General features: G+C 34.3%; 20 protein-coding genes and 1 other annotated feature. Of the genes, 4 read left to right on the forward strand and 16 right to left on the reverse strand.

The genetic code is table 11. The features are described 5' to 3' along the window. Positions 1–41: 41 nt before the first annotated feature. Positions 42–148, reverse strand: a sequence feature (ribosomal protein L20 leader region). Positions 149–193: 45 nt separating this feature from the next. The 10 genes from thrS to Q2T76_RS06030 all read right to left on the reverse strand — a co-directional run bounded on the left by thrS (position 194) and on the right by Q2T76_RS06030 (position 11,711). Continuing rightward, positions 194–2,134: a threonine--tRNA ligase gene (gene thrS, locus Q2T76_RS05985; RefSeq protein ID WP_302084623.1), complete on the reverse strand. Its 1,941-nt coding sequence runs from the start codon at positions 2,132–2,134 to the stop codon at positions 194–196. Positions 2,135–2,397: 263 nt separating this feature from the next. After that, positions 2,398–3,336 carry a primosomal protein DnaI gene (dnaI, locus tag Q2T76_RS05990; protein WP_302084624.1) on the reverse strand — a complete coding sequence of 313 codons (939 nt, stop codon included), beginning with the start codon at positions 3,334–3,336 and terminating at the stop codon, positions 2,398–2,400. Further along, the gene (locus Q2T76_RS05995) at positions 3,333–4,661 is read right to left on the reverse strand and encodes a DnaD domain protein (protein WP_302084625.1); all 1,329 of its coding nucleotides are present in this window, start codon (positions 4,659–4,661) and stop codon (positions 3,333–3,335) included. The genes dnaI and Q2T76_RS05995 overlap by 4 nt, the downstream gene beginning before the upstream one ends. 11 nt (positions 4,662–4,672) lie before the next feature. Next, positions 4,673–5,158, reverse strand: a complete 486-nt coding sequence (gene nrdR, locus Q2T76_RS06000) for a transcriptional regulator NrdR (RefSeq protein WP_302084626.1) — start codon at positions 5,156–5,158, stop codon at positions 4,673–4,675. A 60-nt stretch (positions 5,159–5,218) separates the two neighbouring features. After that, positions 5,219–5,815 (reverse strand): dephospho-CoA kinase, encoded by a 597-nt coding sequence (gene coaE / locus Q2T76_RS06005; RefSeq protein WP_302084627.1) that lies wholly within the window; start codon positions 5,813–5,815, stop codon positions 5,219–5,221. Continuing rightward, positions 5,816–6,646 (reverse strand): DNA-formamidopyrimidine glycosylase, encoded by an 831-nt coding sequence (gene mutM, locus Q2T76_RS06010; protein ID WP_302084628.1) that lies wholly within the window; start codon positions 6,644–6,646, stop codon positions 5,816–5,818. Positions 6,647–6,663: 17 nt separating this feature from the next. Next, positions 6,664–9,330 carry a DNA polymerase I gene (polA, locus tag Q2T76_RS06015; RefSeq protein ID WP_302084629.1) on the reverse strand — a complete coding sequence of 889 codons (2,667 nt, stop codon included), beginning with the start codon at positions 9,328–9,330 and terminating at the stop codon, positions 6,664–6,666. An 83-nt stretch (positions 9,331–9,413) separates the two neighbouring features. Continuing rightward, positions 9,414–10,742 carry a UDP-N-acetylmuramate--L-alanine ligase gene (gene murC, locus Q2T76_RS06020; RefSeq protein WP_302084630.1) on the reverse strand — a complete coding sequence of 443 codons (1,329 nt, stop codon included), beginning with the start codon at positions 10,740–10,742 and terminating at the stop codon, positions 9,414–9,416. A gap of 10 nt (positions 10,743–10,752) precedes the next feature. Beyond that, positions 10,753–11,367 carry a YtpR family tRNA-binding protein gene (gene ytpR / locus Q2T76_RS06025; RefSeq protein ID WP_302084631.1) on the reverse strand — a complete coding sequence of 205 codons (615 nt, stop codon included), beginning with the start codon at positions 11,365–11,367 and terminating at the stop codon, positions 10,753–10,755. A 20-nt stretch (positions 11,368–11,387) separates the two neighbouring features. Then, positions 11,388–11,711, reverse strand: a complete 324-nt coding sequence (locus tag Q2T76_RS06030) for a thioredoxin family protein (protein WP_302084632.1) — start codon at positions 11,709–11,711, stop codon at positions 11,388–11,390. A 118-nt stretch (positions 11,712–11,829) separates the two neighbouring features. Here Q2T76_RS06030 and Q2T76_RS06035 point away from each other — a divergent pair, with 118 nt between their 5' ends. Beyond that, on the forward strand, positions 11,830–12,141 hold the full coding sequence (locus Q2T76_RS06035) for a hypothetical protein (protein ID WP_302084633.1): 312 nt from the start codon (positions 11,830–11,832) through the stop codon (positions 12,139–12,141). Here Q2T76_RS06035 and trmB read toward each other — a convergent pair. Genes trmB through Q2T76_RS06050 form a run of 3 tightly spaced genes read right to left on the reverse strand, consistent with a single transcriptional unit; the run spans position 12,138 to position 14,721 of the window. Then, entirely contained in the window at positions 12,138–12,782 is a 645-nt protein-coding gene (gene trmB / locus Q2T76_RS06040; RefSeq protein ID WP_302084634.1) for a tRNA (guanosine(46)-N7)-methyltransferase TrmB, read from the reverse strand. The two genes, Q2T76_RS06035 and trmB, sit on opposite strands and share 4 nt — an antisense overlap. Before the next feature lie 11 nt (positions 12,783–12,793). Then, positions 12,794–13,987, reverse strand: a complete 1,194-nt coding sequence (locus tag Q2T76_RS06045) for an ABC transporter permease (protein ID WP_302084635.1) — start codon at positions 13,985–13,987, stop codon at positions 12,794–12,796. Further along, the gene (locus Q2T76_RS06050) at positions 13,987–14,721 is read right to left on the reverse strand and encodes an ABC transporter ATP-binding protein (RefSeq protein WP_302084636.1); all 735 of its coding nucleotides are present in this window, start codon (positions 14,719–14,721) and stop codon (positions 13,987–13,989) included. The genes Q2T76_RS06045 and Q2T76_RS06050 overlap by 1 nt, the downstream gene beginning before the upstream one ends. Positions 14,722–14,809: 88 nt before the next feature. Between Q2T76_RS06050 and Q2T76_RS06055 the strand changes: the two genes are divergently transcribed. From Q2T76_RS06055 to Q2T76_RS06065, 3 genes are all read left to right on the forward strand, one after another. Beyond that, on the forward strand, positions 14,810–15,250 hold the full coding sequence (locus Q2T76_RS06055; RefSeq protein ID WP_302084637.1) for an HIT family protein: 441 nt from the start codon (positions 14,810–14,812) through the stop codon (positions 15,248–15,250). A 3-nt stretch (positions 15,251–15,253) separates the two neighbouring features. Further along, positions 15,254–15,538 carry a YtxH domain-containing protein gene (locus Q2T76_RS06060; RefSeq protein WP_302084638.1) on the forward strand — a complete coding sequence of 95 codons (285 nt, stop codon included), beginning with the start codon at positions 15,254–15,256 and terminating at the stop codon, positions 15,536–15,538. A 111-nt stretch (positions 15,539–15,649) separates the two neighbouring features. Then, on the forward strand, positions 15,650–16,537 hold the full coding sequence (locus Q2T76_RS06065; protein ID WP_302084639.1) for a peptidylprolyl isomerase PrsA: 888 nt from the start codon (positions 15,650–15,652) through the stop codon (positions 16,535–16,537). A gap of 52 nt (positions 16,538–16,589) precedes the next feature. Here the strand turns inward: Q2T76_RS06065 and Q2T76_RS06070 are convergent, their stop codons facing one another. The 3 genes from Q2T76_RS06070 to Q2T76_RS06080 are packed head-to-tail and all read right to left on the reverse strand — an operon-like array spanning position 16,590 to position 19,263. Next, complete coding sequence (locus Q2T76_RS06070; RefSeq protein WP_302084640.1) at positions 16,590–17,609, reverse strand: SIS domain-containing protein; 1,020 nt, start codon at positions 17,607–17,609, stop codon at positions 16,590–16,592. A gap of 33 nt (positions 17,610–17,642) precedes the next feature. Continuing rightward, the gene (locus Q2T76_RS06075) at positions 17,643–18,476 is read right to left on the reverse strand and encodes a PTS system mannose/fructose/sorbose family transporter subunit IID (RefSeq protein WP_302084641.1); all 834 of its coding nucleotides are present in this window, start codon (positions 18,474–18,476) and stop codon (positions 17,643–17,645) included. Beyond that, positions 18,466–19,263 carry a PTS sugar transporter subunit IIC gene (locus Q2T76_RS06080; protein ID WP_302084642.1) on the reverse strand — a complete coding sequence of 266 codons (798 nt, stop codon included), beginning with the start codon at positions 19,261–19,263 and terminating at the stop codon, positions 18,466–18,468. The genes Q2T76_RS06075 and Q2T76_RS06080 overlap by 11 nt, the downstream gene beginning before the upstream one ends. Between the last annotated feature and the right edge of the window lie 2 nt (positions 19,264–19,265).

The raw sequence follows: 19,265 nt of genomic DNA on the forward strand, positions 1-19,265 counted from the left end.
TCTTTTGCTATTGTTACTCACCTCCGAGTGATTTAGAAAAAACCCAACAAAAAACGTGGGCGTAAAAACACCCACGTTAATATAACAACTTGTTATAAACCTAGAGGTCAATGACTTAGGCGAGAAACGGGCGTTTCTACTTAATCTCAATGTTTATATTAAACAATAAACTAGTTTACTTGTCAAGAATTTCTTAGGATTCGCGACTATAATTTTCAATATCAGATAAGATGCTATCAATGAACATTGAACGGTCCATTGAATTAGTCTCTTCCTCACCGTATTTACGAACGGCAACTTGGGCACTATTAACTTCTTCGTCACCAACTACGACTGTATATGGAATTTTGTTTGTTTGAGCTTCTCTAATCTTGTAACCCATCTTTTCATTACGGTCATCAATCTTAACTCTAATCCCAGATTTTGCCATTTCTTTTCTAAGTTCTTCAGCATAATCTAAATGAAGTTCTTCTTTAACTGGAATAATTGTTACTTGTGTTGGAGCTAGCCAAGTTGGGAATGCTCCTTTGTACATTTCTATCAAGTAAGCAATGAATCTTTCCATTGTTGAAACAATTCCACGATGAACCATCACTGGACGATGTTCTTCACCATCAGCTCCAACATAACTCAAACCAAATTGTTCTGGTTGCATAAAGTCTAATTGAATTGTTGAAAGTGTTTCCTCATTACCTAAAGCAGTCTTAGTTTGAACATCTAACTTAGGACCATAGAATGCTGCTTCACCTTCTGCTTCATAGTATTGAAGTCCAAGATCATCCATAGCTTTCTTAAGCATACCTTGAGATGTATCCCACATTTCGTTGTCATCAAAGTACTTGTCAGTGTTTTTAGGATCACGATAACTTAAACGGAATGTATAATCGTTGATATCAAAATCACGATACACTTCCATCATTAATTGAAGTGTACGTTTAAATTCATCTTCAACTTGATCTAAAGCTAGGAATGTATGTCCGTCATTCAAAGTCATTTCACGAACACGTTGTAGACCTGACAAAGCACCGGATTTTTCATAACGGTGCTGCATACCCAATTCAGCAATTCTAACCGGTAATTCACGATAAGAACGAATGTGATGTTTATAAATTTGAATATGTGAAGGACAGTTCATTGGACGAAGTTCAAGCATTTCGCCGTCGCCCATGTCCATTGGTGGAAACATATCTTCACGATAATGTTGCCAGTGACCTGAAGTTTTGTAAGCATTGAGGTTCATCAAAACAGGTGTATAAACATGTTCATATCCCCAAGCAACTTCTTTATCAATAATATATCTTTCCAAAACTCGGCGAACTGTGGCACCATTTGGCATCCAGTAAGGCAATCCTGCACCAACATCGGGATCAACAAAGAATAAGTCAAGATCACGTCCTAAGGTTCTGTGGTCTCGCTCTTTAATTTCTTCACGACGTTTCAGGTCTGCCTCAAGAGCATCTTGTTTATAAAAAGCAGTTCCATAAATTCTTTGAAGCATTGGGTTACTTGATTTACCTTGCCAGTAAGCTCCAGCTACTGAGAGAAGTTTGAAGAATTTGACATTACTTGCTTTTGGAAGAATAGCATTGAAGCCAAAATCCACATAATCATTCATTTTGAACACAGGAATTTGAACTGCATCTAATGACTTAAGTTGTAACATCTTATATTGATCATCTTGGTAAATCTTTTCGAGTTCACTCTTATCCATTAATTCACGTTCGATAGGAGCATTTTGTTTAATCAAACGATTAATTTCATCAGCAATCTTAGGTAATTCATCAACTGAAATTTGTGTTCCTTCTTTATCAGTATCATAGAAGAAGCCGTCATCATTTGAACTATGCTCTCCTAAACTAGCCTCAGGGAATAATTTCTTAACTGCGTACCCAAATAGAAAGGCAGATGTATTGCGAAGAACTTCAAGTGCATCTTCATCACTATCCGTCATAATTTCAATATTTCCACTTTGATTAATAGGACGATTAACATCAATCAATACTCCATTTAGTCTTCCCGCAACGGCTTTTTTACCAAGTGAAGTACTAATTGAATCCGCTACTTGTTTTACTGTTGTTCCTTTATCGAATTCCCTTTTTGAATTATCAGGAAAAATTAATTCCAAATCTGCCATCTGGCATACCTCCAATTTTTGCAACAAAAAATCCCTTGAGTCATATACTCAAGGGACGTATTTACTACGCGGTTCCACCCACTTTAAAACAATCAGATTGTTTCATCTCTAAAATGATATCGGTCTTAAACCAATTATTCAATTTTATAGAAAAGTGGTGAAATAATTCTTAATGAGTGGCTTTCAGTTATGCCTGCTCTCCCTGCGTGTAAATCATTTGTTATCTTTTCTTGTTTTATATAATAACAGTACTATTCAAAAAATCAATACTCAACTTGATTCTTCAATCTTTGATTGTCCCCAGCCACAACTACTTCACGACTCAAGAATTGAATTCGTTGCATGATTCGTTGGGCCTTGATTGGTTCTTCATTATTCTTGGAAATTGCCAAATGCTTCTCTAAATCACTCATTGAGAAGTTTGATGTGAAGAAAGTTGTGAGTTTTTCTTGCATACGATATTGCAAAATAACTCCTAGAACTTCATCACGAATCCAAACAGATACCGAATCAGCTCCAATATCATCAATCATCAAGACCGGAACTTTCTTTAAGCGTTCAATCTTATCTAGGACTGAATTATCGCCAATTGAAGATTTCATATCAACTGCAAATGATGGGAAATGAACCATGGTAACTCCGACATTTTGTTGAGCTAATTCGTTAGCAATAGCTCCTAATAAATAGGTTTTACCAACTCCAAAATTACCTGATAAATAAAGTCCTGGTGCAAATTCTTTTTTAGCAAGATAACTCTCGAGAAATTTATTAGCAGCGGCATATGCCTTAGCACGCCCTTTAGTATCGCGATTAGGATAATCGGCTAAACTTGCTTCTCTGATATCTGCTGGCAAATCAATCAATTTGAAGTTTTGCTTAAATTGACTAACGGCTTCATTGGCCAATTTTTGCTTACTTGGTTCATAAACCACATCAACCGTCTCATGATTAATTGTTAGATGTGGAATATATCCTTTAGCAAATGAATCATGTCCATTTTGAATTTTTTTCTTTTCTTCAACGAACTCATAAATTCGAGCGGCACTACGATTCAAGTTCTCATCTTTTATCTCTTCGGCATGCTCACTCAAGAAGGCCTTCACTTCACTATCATTAATTGCATCACCAATTAATTCTTGATATTGTGCTTGCCAATTTCTTTGAGCCATTTGATTTTTTAATTCGTCACCTAGATTTTTCATGAGTTATCTCCTGTTTGATTGGCTTCATGTAATTTTCTTAAGCGTTCATTTGCTTCTTCAATTAATGCAATTGAATCGTCATCGTTTACTTCATTTTCTTGATTGACTTTGCTCCAGTCAGTTCCTTGTTCAACTCGTTTATTGCCGTTATTTTTGCGATTATTACTTCTTCCACTATTAAAATCATTTATTCGTTTCAGAGCATCTTCTGGGGTAGCAACTTTATTTTGCGACCAATCATTAGCAACTGTTTCAACCAGTCCTTGTGCTAGAGTTGGTGAGTTTTGCAATACATAATCAATCAAAATATTAATTACCGAGTTTGGTAAGATATGACGATTTTGTAGATTTCTTAGAACTCTAGTTTCACTTGAACCAACAAATCCATTAGATTGTCTTTTTTTATATGCTAAAAATTCACTTGGAATTAATTCATTTGCTTTATTAATTATTGGATTGTCAGATTGCCCAGCGTTAGTATTTACCACCGCTCTTTGAGTAATATTGGTGCTGTTTTCATATTTTTGTTGAGCAGCACGAGCAACTTTTTTTACATCAATCGTATTATCAATAGTATTTACTGCCTTGGCAATCAACATTGATAACTCTAATTCATCAAGTCCATAGAATACTTGTAATTCATAAAGTTGATCTTCTTTTTTCTCAATTTCTTGTTGAGTTATCCCATATTGAGTAACTAACTGAGCAAGAAATGTCCAATCAAAAACATTTTCTACATTTTTGATTTGAGGCTTATTTTTCTTAGGAACTGTCATTTTAGCCTGAGCTTCTTTAATAACTTCAGGAGTCTCTAAAAGCTCATTCTTACCAACTTCAAAAACTTCTAAAAATGTTTTGGTGATGTCTTCTGAATTTTGAAGTACATTACTTTGATTCTCATATTTTTCACTGAGTTTTTTAAAATCAGATTGACCAATTTTTTCTAATAGCAATACACTTAACAAACTGTCGTTGAAAAAATCAACCGCCGAAATTGAACTTAATAATTCATAAATGAAGTATTGTCCTAATTGGTCTTCTTTTTGATAGGTCTTAATTAAGCCAAGTGCTTCTAATTTGATTCGAGCAGAATAAAAATTAGGTGCATCACAATCCAGTAATCCCAGCAAGTGAGCATGGTTTTGACGTTCAGAAATCAATTGTTGCTGTTCAGCTTCATTATTCAACAACAAATAAAGGCCAATTCCCACTGGCCCAACAATTGGTTGATATAAGTCAATTAATTCTTTTGTTTGAACGTCACTAAGTTGAAAGTTTTTTAAAATCCAAAACCCAGCTAGTGGATTAATAGACGCATCACCCATTAACTATTCCCTCATTCTTTATTTGAATCTTTTTTGGCATTACCACCATTAGTCATCATGTCTTTAACTTCTTGCATGAAGACATTCATATCTTTGAATTCACGATATACACTAGCAAAACGAATGTAAGTAACATCATCAATTTTGGCTAGTTTTTGCATAACGTGTTCACCAATTTCTTGAGAACGGATTTCACTTTCACCGAGCGCACGCAATTCGTTTTCAACTTGACTAACAACATCTCTCATTTGGTCAATTGAAATTGGGCGTTTTTCAGCAGCTCTGACTAAACCACGTAATAATTTATCGCGGCTAAACTCTTCACGATCGCCATTCTTTTTGATTACTAGAAGTGGTGATTCTTCAATTTTTTCAAATGTGGTAAATCTAAAACCACAGTTTTCGCATTCTCGACGTCTACGAATAGCACGCCCTTCGTCACTTGGACGACTGTCGATTACTCGGGATGAATTTTTATGACAATGTGGACAAATCATAAGCTTCTCCTACTTCACTTTTTTATTATTATACAACACAATGAATAATCAAGAAATCAACTATAAATTTGTCTTAAGCTCTTCCAACAAATCCACAACTTGTCGATTGACATTTCGTCCCTCGGAATTGTCGATTACAAAATCTGCTTTTTGTCTTTTTTCACTCAATGACATCTGTTTAGCAATTTTACTTTTTGCGAAATCTTCGGTGATTTGGTCTCGTTGTATTAACCTATGAAGTTGAGTCTTCCTATCGGCAGAAACTACAATTGTTCCGTCAAAATATTTTTCGTATCCTTCTTCAAACAATAAAGGAACTTCCATAAAACAAAGTTCTTTCGTTTTATCAGACTGAATCTCTCTAATAATTTGCAGAACTTTTTTTAAAATCGGAGGTTGGATGATGTTATTCAATCGTTCGAGTTTTTCACTGTCGTTAAAAACTATTTTTCCAATGTACGAACGATTAAGCTGTCCATTATTATTGGCGTCATCACCAAATTCTTCAGTTATCTTAGCTAAGACTTCCGGCTGGTTGCCTACTGTGTGAGCTATCTGATCAGCATCATACACGGTATATCCCTGTTTTTTCAAAATATTGCTTACATAAGATTTTCCAGTGGCGATACCACCAGTAATGCCAAATACTCTTGCCATTTACTTCACCAGTTTTTGGCAGTTAGGACAGAAGTGAGTTCCTCTACCACCAACCTTGATTTTCTCAATTATTGTCTGACAACGTTCACAAGGTTGTCCTTCTTGATCGTAGGCATGAAGCATTAATTGGAAAGTTCCGGAATTACCTCGGGAATCAACATAAGATCTGATTGTTGTTCCTCCAGCTTCAATGGCTGTTTTGATTTCTTCATTTGAAGCATCAATGATATTTTGAACATCTTTTTTGGTAAGTTTATTAGCACTTGTTTCAGGATGGATTTTACTCATCCACAGCACTTCGTCCACATAAATATTGCCTAGTCCAGAAACAACACTTTGATCTAACAAGACCGTCTTAATACTTTTCTTATGTCGCATAATTCGTGGATAAATATTTTCAAAATTAAACTCTGGTGATAATGGTTCTGGTCCCAATTTAGTTAATGATTTGTTTGCCAATACTTCTGACGTCTTGACTAACTTCATCCGACCAAATTTACGAACATCACGATATCCTAGCATTGAACCATCAGTAAAGTGAAAAATGATGTGAACATGCTTATCAAAGTCATCAATGTTATCTCTAACTTGATATTTACCTTCCATACGTAAATGGCTAATCATCGAATAACCATTGTCAAAATCAAAAATCAAGAACTTAGCTCTTCTTCTAATATCAATAATTTTGGCATCACTTAATAAGGTTTGAAACATTTGAGAGTCATCGTCAATAATTGGTGCATAACGAACTTCAACATGTTCAATTGTCTTGCCTTTTACTAATTCTACAAGTCCGCGACGAACTGTTTCTACTTCTGGCATTTCAGGCATTTTCTCACCTACTTTACTTATTTGGCATCATACCAACTCTTACCGTATGATGTTTCTACTTTCAATGGCACATCTAATTTAATAGCTGAATCCATAGTCTTTGGTACTAGTTCTTCCAAAATTTCAATTTCAGAATTTGGAGCTTCGAAGATTAACTCATCGTGTACTTGTAATAGCATTTTGGTTTTTAAACCATTTTCTTTCAAAACTTTTTGCATGTTAATCATCGCAACCTTGATGATATCCGCCGCACTTCCTTGAATCGGTGTATTCATGGCAGTTCTTTGAGCAAATGAACGGATATTAAAGTTCTTAGCATGAATATCTGGTAGATAACGGCGACGATGCATTAAAGTCTCAACGTAGCCATTTTGTTCCGCAAAATCAATCATGTCATTCATATATTTTTTAACATCTGGATATTGTTCAAAGTAAGCACTGATGAATTCACTTGCCTCTTTTCTAGTAATTCCAATATTCTTAGCCAAACCATAATCACTAATTCCATAAACAATACCGAAGTTAGTAGCTTTAGCCTTTCTTCTCATATCAGGAGTTACATCATCAACTGAATCGAGACCAAAGATATTCATCGCAGTATGAGCATGAATATCATAGTTTTCTTTAAAGGCTTGCTGCATATTCTGATCACCAGAAATATGAGCTAAGACACGTAATTCAACTTGTGAATAGTCAGATGAGAATATTTGCCAATCGTCATGCGCTGGCAAGAAAGCCTTACGAATCTTTTTCCCTTCGTCAATACGGACTGGAATATTTTGTAAGTTGGGGTCCACTGACGACAAACGTCCAGTTTGCGTTAAAGTTTGTACGTATCGAGTATGAACCTTGTTATCAGGTTGGATAACTTTCAACAAACCAGTAACATAAGTTGATTGAATTTTAGCAATCTGACGATATCTCAAGACATCCCTAGCAACAGGTGAAACGTGCTCTAATTGTTCCAAGACTTCAACAGATGTTGAGTATCCTGTCTTAGTCTTTTTAATAGGTTTCAAGCCCATATGGTCGAATAAGACTACACCTAATTGCTTAGGCGAATTAATATTGAACTCTTCACCCGCTTCTTGATAAATTTCTTTTTCAATTTCTTGTAAGCGAACTTCAAGTTCATCTTTCATCTTAAGAAGTGTTGGTGCATCAACAGTGATTCCTTCAATCTCCATACTTGCCAAAACTTTGGCCAAAGGTAACTCAATTTCATCAAATAGGCTATCTTGAGAGTTATCTTTTAATGTGTCTAGGAATTGTTTTTTGAGCTCTGAAATAGCCTTTAACTTATTTGCCACGAATTGTTGTAACTCTTTTGCTTCACTTGGCAGTGCTTTTTTAGCACCTTTACCATAGAAATCTTCTTCTGTAGGTACATAACCTAATCCGCAATTATTGGCGATAATTCCAAAGTCGGTTTGATTATCACTCTTATCCAATAAATATGCAGCTAATAATGTGTCATACACACCGCCGGTAAAATCAATGCCACTCTTTTTCAAGGCAACAATGGTTTTTTTAATATCAAAAACATTTTTCTTGATATCTTCATTTTCTAACCATTGCTTAAAGTCAGGATTGGCTAACAGACCAACATCGTCACTAACATAAAATTCGTTTTCTGAACCAAGTCCAACTGCTACCACTGGATCTAAATGATAGTTATCACCAAAGACTTCAATGTGAACTGTGTCAACAGTTTTATCAGCCAAAACTTCACTAATATTTTTATCATTCAATACATTAAATGATGCTTTAGTTACAGGTTGTTGTTTTTCTTCTTCACCGTTTTCAGCAGCTACATTCATTCTTGAAAGAAACGATTTGAAATTCATTTCTTGATAGAATTTGACCAATTCATCATGATTATCGCCATGATAGTCCAAATCATTAATCGAAATTTCAATTGGTGCATCGGTATTAATAGTGGCTAATTTCTTGCTCATGGAAGCTTTGTCTTTATCATTAATCAAATGTTCTTTTAACTTACTTGCTTTCATTTCATCAACATGTTCATAAAGATTCTCAATTGAGCCATATTGATCAATTAACTTAATCGCAGTCTTTTCGCCAACTTTTTCAACTCCCGGATAATTATCGGCAGTATCACCCATCAAACCTTTAATATCAATAATTTGTTTAGGAGTAACTCCTAATTTTTCCAAGACGTGATCTGGAGTGTATTTTTCAATCTCAGAAACACCTTTAATAGTTACTGCGACAGTTACATCATCAGTAGCTAATTGAGTTAAATCTTTATCTCCAGTTACAATGACTGTTTCAAAATCACTGCCACCTTGTTTGGACAGAGTCCCAATAATATCATCGGCTTCATAGTTAGCTAATTCGTAAGTTTTGATACCTCGAGCAGCTAATAATTGATTAATATATGGCAATTGTTCCATCAATTCTGAAGGGGTTTTGGAACGTGTTCCTTTATAATCATCGAACATTTCGGTACGGAAAGTTGTTTTTCCAGCATCAAAAGCCACCAACATATGAGTTGGTTGTTCACTTTTTAGAATTGACTCCAACATATTATTGAACGCGTAAATGGCGTTTGTATGAAGTCCTTCTCCGTTTACGAATTTGTCTAAAACATTGTACATGGCAAAGAATGCTCGAAAAGCCACACTATTTCCATCTACCAATACCAATTTATTTTTTGCCATTATTTAACCTCTAAATATTTAATATCTTAATTCTAACAAAAATAAAAAAGAAGTGACGGAATATGTCTACTTCTTTTTTCTAATTACTGATTATTTGGAATTGAACTACTTAATAGTCGTTCATATTCAATTTCATATTTTTGGACATCGCCGGCACCCATAAAGACCATTACAGCGTTGTCATAGTCAAGTAAAGGTGACATATCTTCTAACTTAAGAATTTCTCCACCCTTATGAATCTTGTTGCCGAGATCGACACTAGTAATGTTTCCTTGTTGTTCTCTAATTGAACCAAAAATATCAGTTAAATAAACTTTGTCGGCTAAATCCAAACTCTTAGCGAAGTCATCCATTAGTGCCAAGGTTCTGGTATAAGTATGTGGTTGGAAAACTGCTACCACTTGTTTGTCAGGATATTTTTGACGAGCAGCATCTAAAGTAGCTTTGATTTCTTGAGGATGGTGAGCATAGTCATCAATTACAACCACATCAGAAACTTTCTTTTCACTGAAACGTCTTTTTACTCCATGGAAAGTCTTTAGTTCTTCATTAACTTTTTCCATTGAAACATCTTCTAAGTAACTAACTCCAATTACAGCTAAAGAATTCAAAATATTATGTTCACCAAAGATTGGAATTTCGAATGTCCCAATCTTTTCACCTTTATGTAAAACATCAAATGATGAGCCATTAGTTGTTCGCGTAATATTTACCGCTTGGAAATCATCAGTGTCTTTTAATCCATAATAATAAATTGGAACATCGGCTTTAATTTTTTTGATATAAGGATCATCACCCCAAGCAAAGATGGCGTTTTGAACTTTTCTAGCTTCTGATTCAAAAGCATCAATAACATCATCGATCCCTGTATAGTAGTCAGGATGATCATAATCAATATTAGTAATCACTAGATAGTTAGGACTATATGAAAGGAAATGGCGACGATATTCGTCAGCTTCAAACACAAAATATTTTGAATCCTTAATTCCTTTACCAGTTCCATCACCAATCAAATATGAAGTTTTTTCAATACCACTTAAAATATGTGACATTAATCCAGTTGTACTGGTTTTTCCGTGCGATCCAGCAATTCCGATTGAAATATAGTTGGTTAATAAGCTTCCCAAAAAGTCGGTATATCTAACTACTTTAATATTTTTATCAAGAGCTGTTTGAATTTCAACATTGGTATTATCGAAGGCGTTTCCTTCAATAACAGTCAATCCTTGTTGAATATTTTCAGCAGCAAAAGGAAAAATCTTAATTCCGGCTTTTTCAAGGTCTCTTTGTGTAAAAGTGTATTTATCAATGTCAGAACCCTGAACTGTATAGCCTAAATCATTAAGTACAAGTGCCAAAGCACTCATCCCAGTTCCTTTTATACCAACGAAATGAAAAGTTTTATTTGCCATATTCTTATCCTTATTTATTAAAGTTAAAAGCCGAACCGACTTCTTGATTCTCATCTAAAACTAAAATACCACGCTCTTTTGGAGCATTGGGTAAGCCTAGTTCCTTTGCCGAACAAACCATTCCAAAACTATCAACACCACGAAGTTGTCCCGGCCAGATAATCTTACCAGTAGGCATCACAGCTCCAGCAATTGCCACGACCACATTTTGTCCTTGATCGATATTAGGAGCACCACAGACAATCTGAAGATCTTCAGACTCACCAACATTTATCTTAGTAATATGCAAGTGATCTGAATCAGGATGTTCACTGATTTCATCAACGTGCCCTACGACAAATTTTGGTTTTTCATCAACAACTAATTCATCGTCAAACCCATTGTTTTTGATAATTTCATTTAGTTTAGATACCTGTTCTTCGTTCAACAAAACCTGTCCAGCAGTTTCTAAATTCAATTCATCAGCAACGTCAAAAATATTAAACCCAATCAACTCGTTAGTTTTTTCATCGAATAATCGAGTTACATTGCCATTAGTTTGTGATGCTTGATTTTGACTATCTTCTCTGACAGTAATTAATAAAACATCTCCCAAAGTTTGGGGATTGAAAAAGCTTAATAACATATTATTACAACCTTTTTAGTTTATTTAGGAAGAGTATCAATAAAAGCTTGCACTTCTTCTTTAGTTTTACGATCTTTATTTACCAAACGACCAATTTCTTTTCCTTGATCAAAGGCAACAAAACTAGGAATTCCCATGATTCTCAAATCACGAGCAATATCCATATTGTCATCACGATCAACTTCAATCCAAGTAAAGTCACTGTTCTCTGCTTCTACTTCTGGCATTCTTGGTTTGATAAAACGGCAATCAGAGCACCAATCGGCAGTGAAAAATAGCATTACACGTTTTTCACCAACCACTTTATTTAAATCTTTTTCATTATATTCGTTAAACTGTTTCATAATCTATAACCTCCACGACAATATATTACTTTTTTAATAAATTAAGGTCAATTTAGATTACTTATAACTTTTTCTAAGGTAGAATAAAACCATAATCAAATAAAAGTAGGTGATCATAATGAGAAAGAAACTTCTTACAACTTTAGCCTTTACAACAACACTTGTCGCTGCTTCAGTTACCGCAGTTTATTTTAAACATAAATCTGACAGCCAAAAAGTCATTTCCTTTATTGAATCCGAACTTGGTGATGACATCGAAGTAATCAGTTCATGGAGTGAACCAATGTATCAAAGAGTCAACGTTGATGGTCGCAACAAATTCTGTTTAGTTGGCGGAATCAACGTCATCAGCGGTGATAACATCGTTCAGTATCACTTCCTCGCTGATGCTTTATCCGGCGAACTATTAGACCTTAAAAAAGCAAGTTAATCAAATTGGGCATTGAGATAATATATTCTCTGCCCTTTTTTTGTGAATTTTTGTTCATATTCTGTTTCAACATTATCAACCATTAATTCATCATTGCTATGTAGATCAAGACTTACTTGATCGAACTTCATTCCATAGTTATTCAAACTAGTTAATGAATACTCGAATAATCCTTGATTATCAGTTTTGAATTGTAAAAATCCTTTTTCTTTAACAACTTGTTGATATTGTTGTAAAAAACTTTGATAAGTTAATCTTCTTTTTTCATGACGAGTTTTTGGCCATGGATCAGAAAAGTTTAAATATAATTTATCAACTTCGCCTTCGCCAAAATATTCACTTAAGTTACGTCCATTAGCTAACAGCAACTGTAGATTTGGCAACTTTAATTCTAATTGTTTTTGTAATATCAAGACAATAGCTGCTTCTTGAACTTCCATCCCGATAAAATTAATATCGGGATATTTTTGTGCCATGCCAATAATGAACTGCCCTTTTCCGGAGCCAATTTCTAAAGCTATGGGCTGATTCTTTTCAAAACGTGATTGCCACTTATTAATCATATCAGTAGGATCAGTCATGATTAATTGCGGATTGGCTTCAATTAATTCCTTAGCCCAAGGTTTGTTTCTGAGTCTCATGTTAATAAATCCTATTCATCTATTTTTTTTAAATCTCTTGGCAAGAGAATAAATCCAAAGATTAATTCTACCAATAATTCAACCCCGGCGACAACTAAAGAATAAAGAGTTGATCCATAAATATAAAAAATAGGTACTAAACTAATAATCCATTGAATTGTTAAAACGGTAATAACTAACTTTTGAAAATCTTTTGTTTTGTTCAAATTAACAATTGGATAAATTTTTTGCATTAAATTATTAGCATATTGCTTATAGAATGGCTTGAGTTGGAACCCTACTAAATAGATAAATAATCCACCAATGGCTGCCGACAAGTACACATTCTTAACAAAGAAAAGAATGGCTGTTTGAATTACCACTAATCTAAAGAATAAGCCAATATATTCATTATTACGAACAAATCCACGACTATAAATATACAAGTACGTGTTTTGATGAATTAACTTAACTCGATTAACTATGAAATCAAGATATTTACGACGTACTATCTTATTCGATAATCCAGGAACATCTGTAAAGAGATTATAGAATTTCTTTACATTAAAAGAACGAGCATCTTCTTTTTTGATTGCTTTATACCAGTTAAATAATTTTCCGGTTGTTGATTGCAACATAACTGCGATTAAAAGAGCAGCTGCAACCAATAATGCTCCATAAATACTGGTGTACAATGCCAAAACTTCGATAGCAAAAACTAGTCCTAAGATTAAATAGCGATAGCTCTTGCTAGAAAACAGCTCTAACGCTTCAATTTCAATCATTGCTACTTTAATAACGATAATTGAACTGGCAAAAATTAAGTAGTCGACCATTTTCATCTCGGCAGCGATGTTGGCAAATGGATACATAATAAATAGTGATACTACCAAAAACACAACAGGAAAGATTAGACTATACTTCTTAGCACTTTTTAAATACTCATTCATCTGAGCTTCTTTGGCTAGCAAGAAAGTACTGTCAGCATTCTCCAGTAAGGTTGCTAAATGTCCTACAGAAACTAAAATTGTAGCAATCAAGGCAACAACAATCTTAGCCCACCAAAATGAATTAGTGAGTGTTTCTAGAAAATTAGAATACCAAAAACCCAAAGATCCAATCAAAAAAATCAAAGCAATTACAAATTGATCATTAAAGATTAATCTTAAATATTTTAACTGGCTCGTCTGATGTCTTTTTAAACGCTCTTTAAAAAGGAGGTTCATTACTTAACTGCCTCCTTGGTCATTTCTAAATAAATATCGTCCAAACTGGCATCAGGCATTTGGAAGTTCTCACGTAGTTGTTCTATGGTTCCTTGAGAAACAACTTGTCCATCATTAATTAAGACAAAACGATCGGCGTTTTCTTGAGCTGTAATCAAAATATGAGTAGACATTAAAACTGCTGAACCTTGATTTTTCTTTTCTTCAATTAATTCCAGCAAGTCATGCACAGCAATTGGGTCTAATCCCGTAAAAGGCTCGTCAATAATGAAAACACTAGCATCTCTCATGAAAGCACAAACAATCATTACTTTTTGTTTCATTCCCTTAGAAAAATTCTCAGGAAACCAATCTAGCTTATTACTCAAGCGAAATTTTTCTAATAAATGATGAGCTTTTTCCCATGTCTTATTCTCATCAAGGCCATAAGCCATGATTGTTAATTCAATATGTTCTTTTAAAGTTAATTCTGGATATAGAATTGGTGATTCAGGAACATAGGCAATCTTCTTACGATATCCTTCAATATCATCTTTTAATTGTCCACCATCAATTTTAATTTCTCCACTACGAGCTTGCAGTAAGCCAATAATATGTTTAATTGTGGTAGATTTTCCCGCACCATTAAGTCCGATTAATCCAACTACTTCACCATTATTAACCGTAAATGTTTCTTTTTTTAATACTTGCAGAGGTCCATAACCACCACTAAGATTTGTTATTTCTAAAGTCATGTGAATACTCTCGTTTTCTGTAAATATGATTAGCTTTATGATAGCATGAAAATAGCAAATATGCTTTTATATAAAGGAGAAAATCTCAATGGCTAATTATGATAGTAATTGTGTGTTTTGTAAAATAATTAAAGGCGAAATTCCTAGCACCACTGTCTATGAAGATGATAGTGTTAAAGCATTCTTAGATATTTCTCAAGTTACACCTGGTCACACGTTAGTAATTCTAAAAGATCACGTAGAAAACATTTTTGAATATGATGATGAAATGGCAGCAACAATTTTTTCAAGAATTCCTAAAATTGCTAGAGCCGTTAAAAAATCAAATCCAGAAATTAAAGGCATGAATATTTGTCAAAATAATGGTGCCCTAGCTTATCAATCAGTTATGCACACTCACATTCATTTAGTTCCTCGTTACTCTAATGACGATGGTTTCTCAATGACTTGGGCTGACAATACTGATAAGTATTCAATTGATCAACTACAAGAAATTGCTGATAAAATTAAAACTAATTTGGAGGATTAATTCATGAAATTTATAACTGGTTTAGCTTTAGGTTCAATCGTCGGTGTTGCCGCCGCCCTAATTCAAAATAATGAAGAGTCAATCTCTGAAAGTGCCAACAGAATTAAAAATAATATCTTAGATACAAAAGATAATTTAATTACTTTGAAAAATGAACTTTCAACAACCCTACCTCAAGTTGTTCAAGGTATTTCAGCTGATGTTAATGGTTATATGGAAGAAATTAAACCTCAAGTTGCGGCGCTTCAAGAAGATCTCGAAGACTTACAAGAGAATATTAACAATTAATGAAATTTTCATCTTTTTTCTTATAAATCTTATAAAAGTATCTTTTTTATGGTAATCTAAAAATTGTGATTCGAAGTCTATTAATATGAATCAAGAATAGGATGTGTTTATATGAACAAGAAATTCAAAAAAATAGTTCTTAGTGTTGCTGCTCTATTGATGGTAGCTGTAGTTGCTGGTTGTGGTAGCCAGACAGTTGCAACTCTTAAAGGTGGCAAAGTTACTAAAGATGAATATTATGATGAAATGAAAGCTTCTTCAACTGGAAAGCAAACTTTACAACAATTAATCATTTCTAAAGCTTTAGAAAGTGAATATGGAGATAAAGTTTCCGACAAGAAGGTTAATAAACAATACGATACATACAAGAAACAATACGGTGCTCAATTTGCCCAAATTCTTGCTCAAAATGGTATGACAACAAAATCATTTAAGAGAAGTATCAAAACTAACCTACTTACACAAGTAGCTCTTAAAGATATTAAGAAAATCAGTGATTCTGACATTGATAAACAATGGAAGAAATACACACCAAAAATTACTGTTGAACATATCTTAGTAGACAGTGAAGACAAAGCTAAAGACATTGTTAAACAACTTGACGGTGGGGCTAACTTCGAAGACTTAGCTAAGAAAGAATCACAAGATAACGGTACAAAAGCTAACGGTGGTAAGATGCCAGCTTTCAACAACTCTGATACTTCTATTGATACTAACTTCAGAGAGGGTGCTTTCAAACTTGAAAAAGAAGGCGACTACACCAAGACACCTATCAAGTCATCATACGGTTACCACGTAATCAAACTTGTTAAGAAACCTGCTAAGGGTGAAAAGAAAGATCACATTAAAGAATTGAAAAAAGAAATTTATGCTAGTTGGGCATCAAACTCAAGCGTAATGCAAAACGTTATTGCTAAAGTGCTTAAGAAAGCTGATGTATCAATTAAGGATAAAGACTTGAAAGATGTTCTTTCAGACTACGTTTCAAGTTCTAAATAAAAATATATAATAAAAAAACCGACAATTATGTCGGTTTTTTTATTTGGTTAAATTAGTATGCAAATTGACGATAGTAACGACGGAAATCTAAATCATGTCCTGTGTTCAATGAATATAAAGTAGCTAAACGATCAGTTAAAATCGCTGTAACAATCATTGGTGAACAGATTCGACGAAAGTCATCATCAATTCCTTCGAATACAAAATCTTTTGTGTCGAAGGCTTCGAACTTATTAGTATGTTCTTTAGCAAATCTTTCTACACGTTCATCCATTGGGCGATATTCATCTTCTCCTAGAACTAAAAATACCGGTAAGGTATCATCCACAAGTTCAATGGCCCCATGGAAGAATTCTGCTGAAGTGACTGGACGAGTTCTAACCCATTGCATTTCTTCTAAGATACACATTGAGAAAAGTGAAGTTTCACCCCAAGTCATTCCTGACCCCACAATCATTGTCAAAGGAGCATTATAGTATTTCTTAGCAATTTCAGTTCCTCTAGGTTCAAATTCTTCTCGGAAACGAAGAAGATTTGAATGAAGATTTTTCATCTGGTCGGCCCAACGATCATAATCATTAAAGTAACCCCAGTTTTTGTAAATACGAAGTGCTAGCATGAAATACATAAGATATGAATCCTCACAGTCACCCATTGGATTATAGATATCTTCTTTGAGTAATTTGTCTAGTGGTGTTGTGTCATCTTTAGTAAAGCCATATACGTCTATTCCTTTTGCATTAACAAATTTGACTGCATCAAGAATTTCTTTTGTATCTCCTGAAGCTGAAGCAGTAAGTACTAATGATTTTTCTGAGAGATAATCAAGATCTTCTCTAATAACAAATTCTGCCGCGTTTTCCAAATAGACAGGAAAATCTGCAAGATGGCGTAAGTACATTGCGACTGGATACCATTCCATCCAAGTACCACCAATACCAATCATAATAATATTGTCAAAGTCTTTTTTGGATAGCTTATCTGCTAACTCCTCAATATTTTTTCGTTGTGCGTAAGTTTTTTTGCCACTCTCTAGATATTTTTCTACATCAAATTTTTTCATCAAAGTCATTTTAAAATCTCCTTTAGTTTGTTTATTATTTCTTTATGCACCTAATATTTTGAAGTATGCTGCACCGATACTTAAAATAAGAATCAGCAACATTATTAGAAGTGGATTCATTTTCTTTTTGAGCAGCCAATACATCAATCCAAACAGTGCCAATGTAGCAAGCCCTGGAAAGATACCATCAAGTAGCGATTGAACAGTACTGGTATCTTTTCCAATTCCGATTTTGGTAACAAAGTCTATCGACACCATTTCTTTTGACATGGCCCCTACTACCATCATTCCGATAATAGTAGCGTATTTAGTAATAGTATCCATGACACCAGAATTCTGAACTTCACTAATAACATTTGATCCCAATCCATATCCTAAGAAAGTTCCATAATAACGAATTAAGTAATGAGGAACATTGAATACTAGGAAGAATAAAATTGGTCCTAAAATATTCCCTTGTAAAGCCAAGCTTGTACCGATTCCCGTAGCCAAAATTCTTAATGTTCCCCAGTAGAATGCATCACCAATTCCAGATAAAGGTCCCATCATTGCCAACTTAACTGCGGAAATAGATTCTTCACTGAAGTTTTCGTCACTAGCATTGGTTTCTTCCATGGCCGCTGCAATGGATAATGGAAGAGTAGAAATATACGGTGTAACATTATACAGTTCAAGATGCCTTGTTAATGCTTTTGAAAAGTCTTTCTTATCGGGATACAATTTTTTCAAAATTGGCATTAAAGCCCACGAAAATCCAACATTTCCCATACGTTCGTAATTCCAAGAATGTTCAAACGGAATACTACGCCAGAATAATTTTTGCAGATCTTTTTTATTTAAAATATTTTTATAATTTGGTTTTAAACTAAAACTCATCAAATCCACCTTCTTCCGTAGTATTTGCTGTATTTTCAGCAATAATTGTCTTTTTTTGCATTGGCTTATCAATGAATATATACATTACAATCGCTACAAGTGTTGCAAAAATTGCAACTCCTGTTGTACTAATGCCACCGTAAGCGACAATAAAGAATCCAATAAAGAAGAAAGCCGCAACCTTTTTATTCATAATCATTTGGGCCAACATTGCAAATCCAAGAGCTGGAAGTAATCCTGCGGCAATGTTCATACCTGTTTGTATAAAGTCAGGAATATTTCCTAGCAGTTTTGTTACAAATGCCGATCCGAAATAAAATGCTAATGGAATGAATACAATCCCACACCAGTTCTGAGCCCAACCTGCTAATAACATATTTCGAGTCATTGCTTTGGTGTTGGCCTCAGCCGCGTTCTTATCAATTCTATGAATTAATAACAACATAACTGGCTGACCAAAAGCTGTGTTCATTGCCAACATAATAGTTGCAACCGGAATTCCCAAGGTTAAGGCAGCTGCAGGTCCTGCGTGAGATTGAATTGCTAATGACACTCCTAGAACCGTTCCAGCAATCAAATCAGGAGGATTATAGGCTCCAACTGAAACTGCTCCAACCATTGCCAATTCCAAAGTTGCACCCATGATAATTCCTTGCGTAACATCTCCTAGAACTAACCCAACCAAGGGTCCCAAAATTATTGGTCTTTGTAAAAAACTCGTTCCTAGAAGCCATTCTGAATATCCTAAAAATGTTATAAAAAATATCAATAAAGTATTTATTAACATGA

It is taken from the genome of Lactobacillus sp. YT155, assembly GCF_030504545.1.
In the GTDB taxonomy this organism is placed as follows: Bacteria; Bacillota; Bacilli; order Lactobacillales; family Lactobacillaceae; genus BQUT01.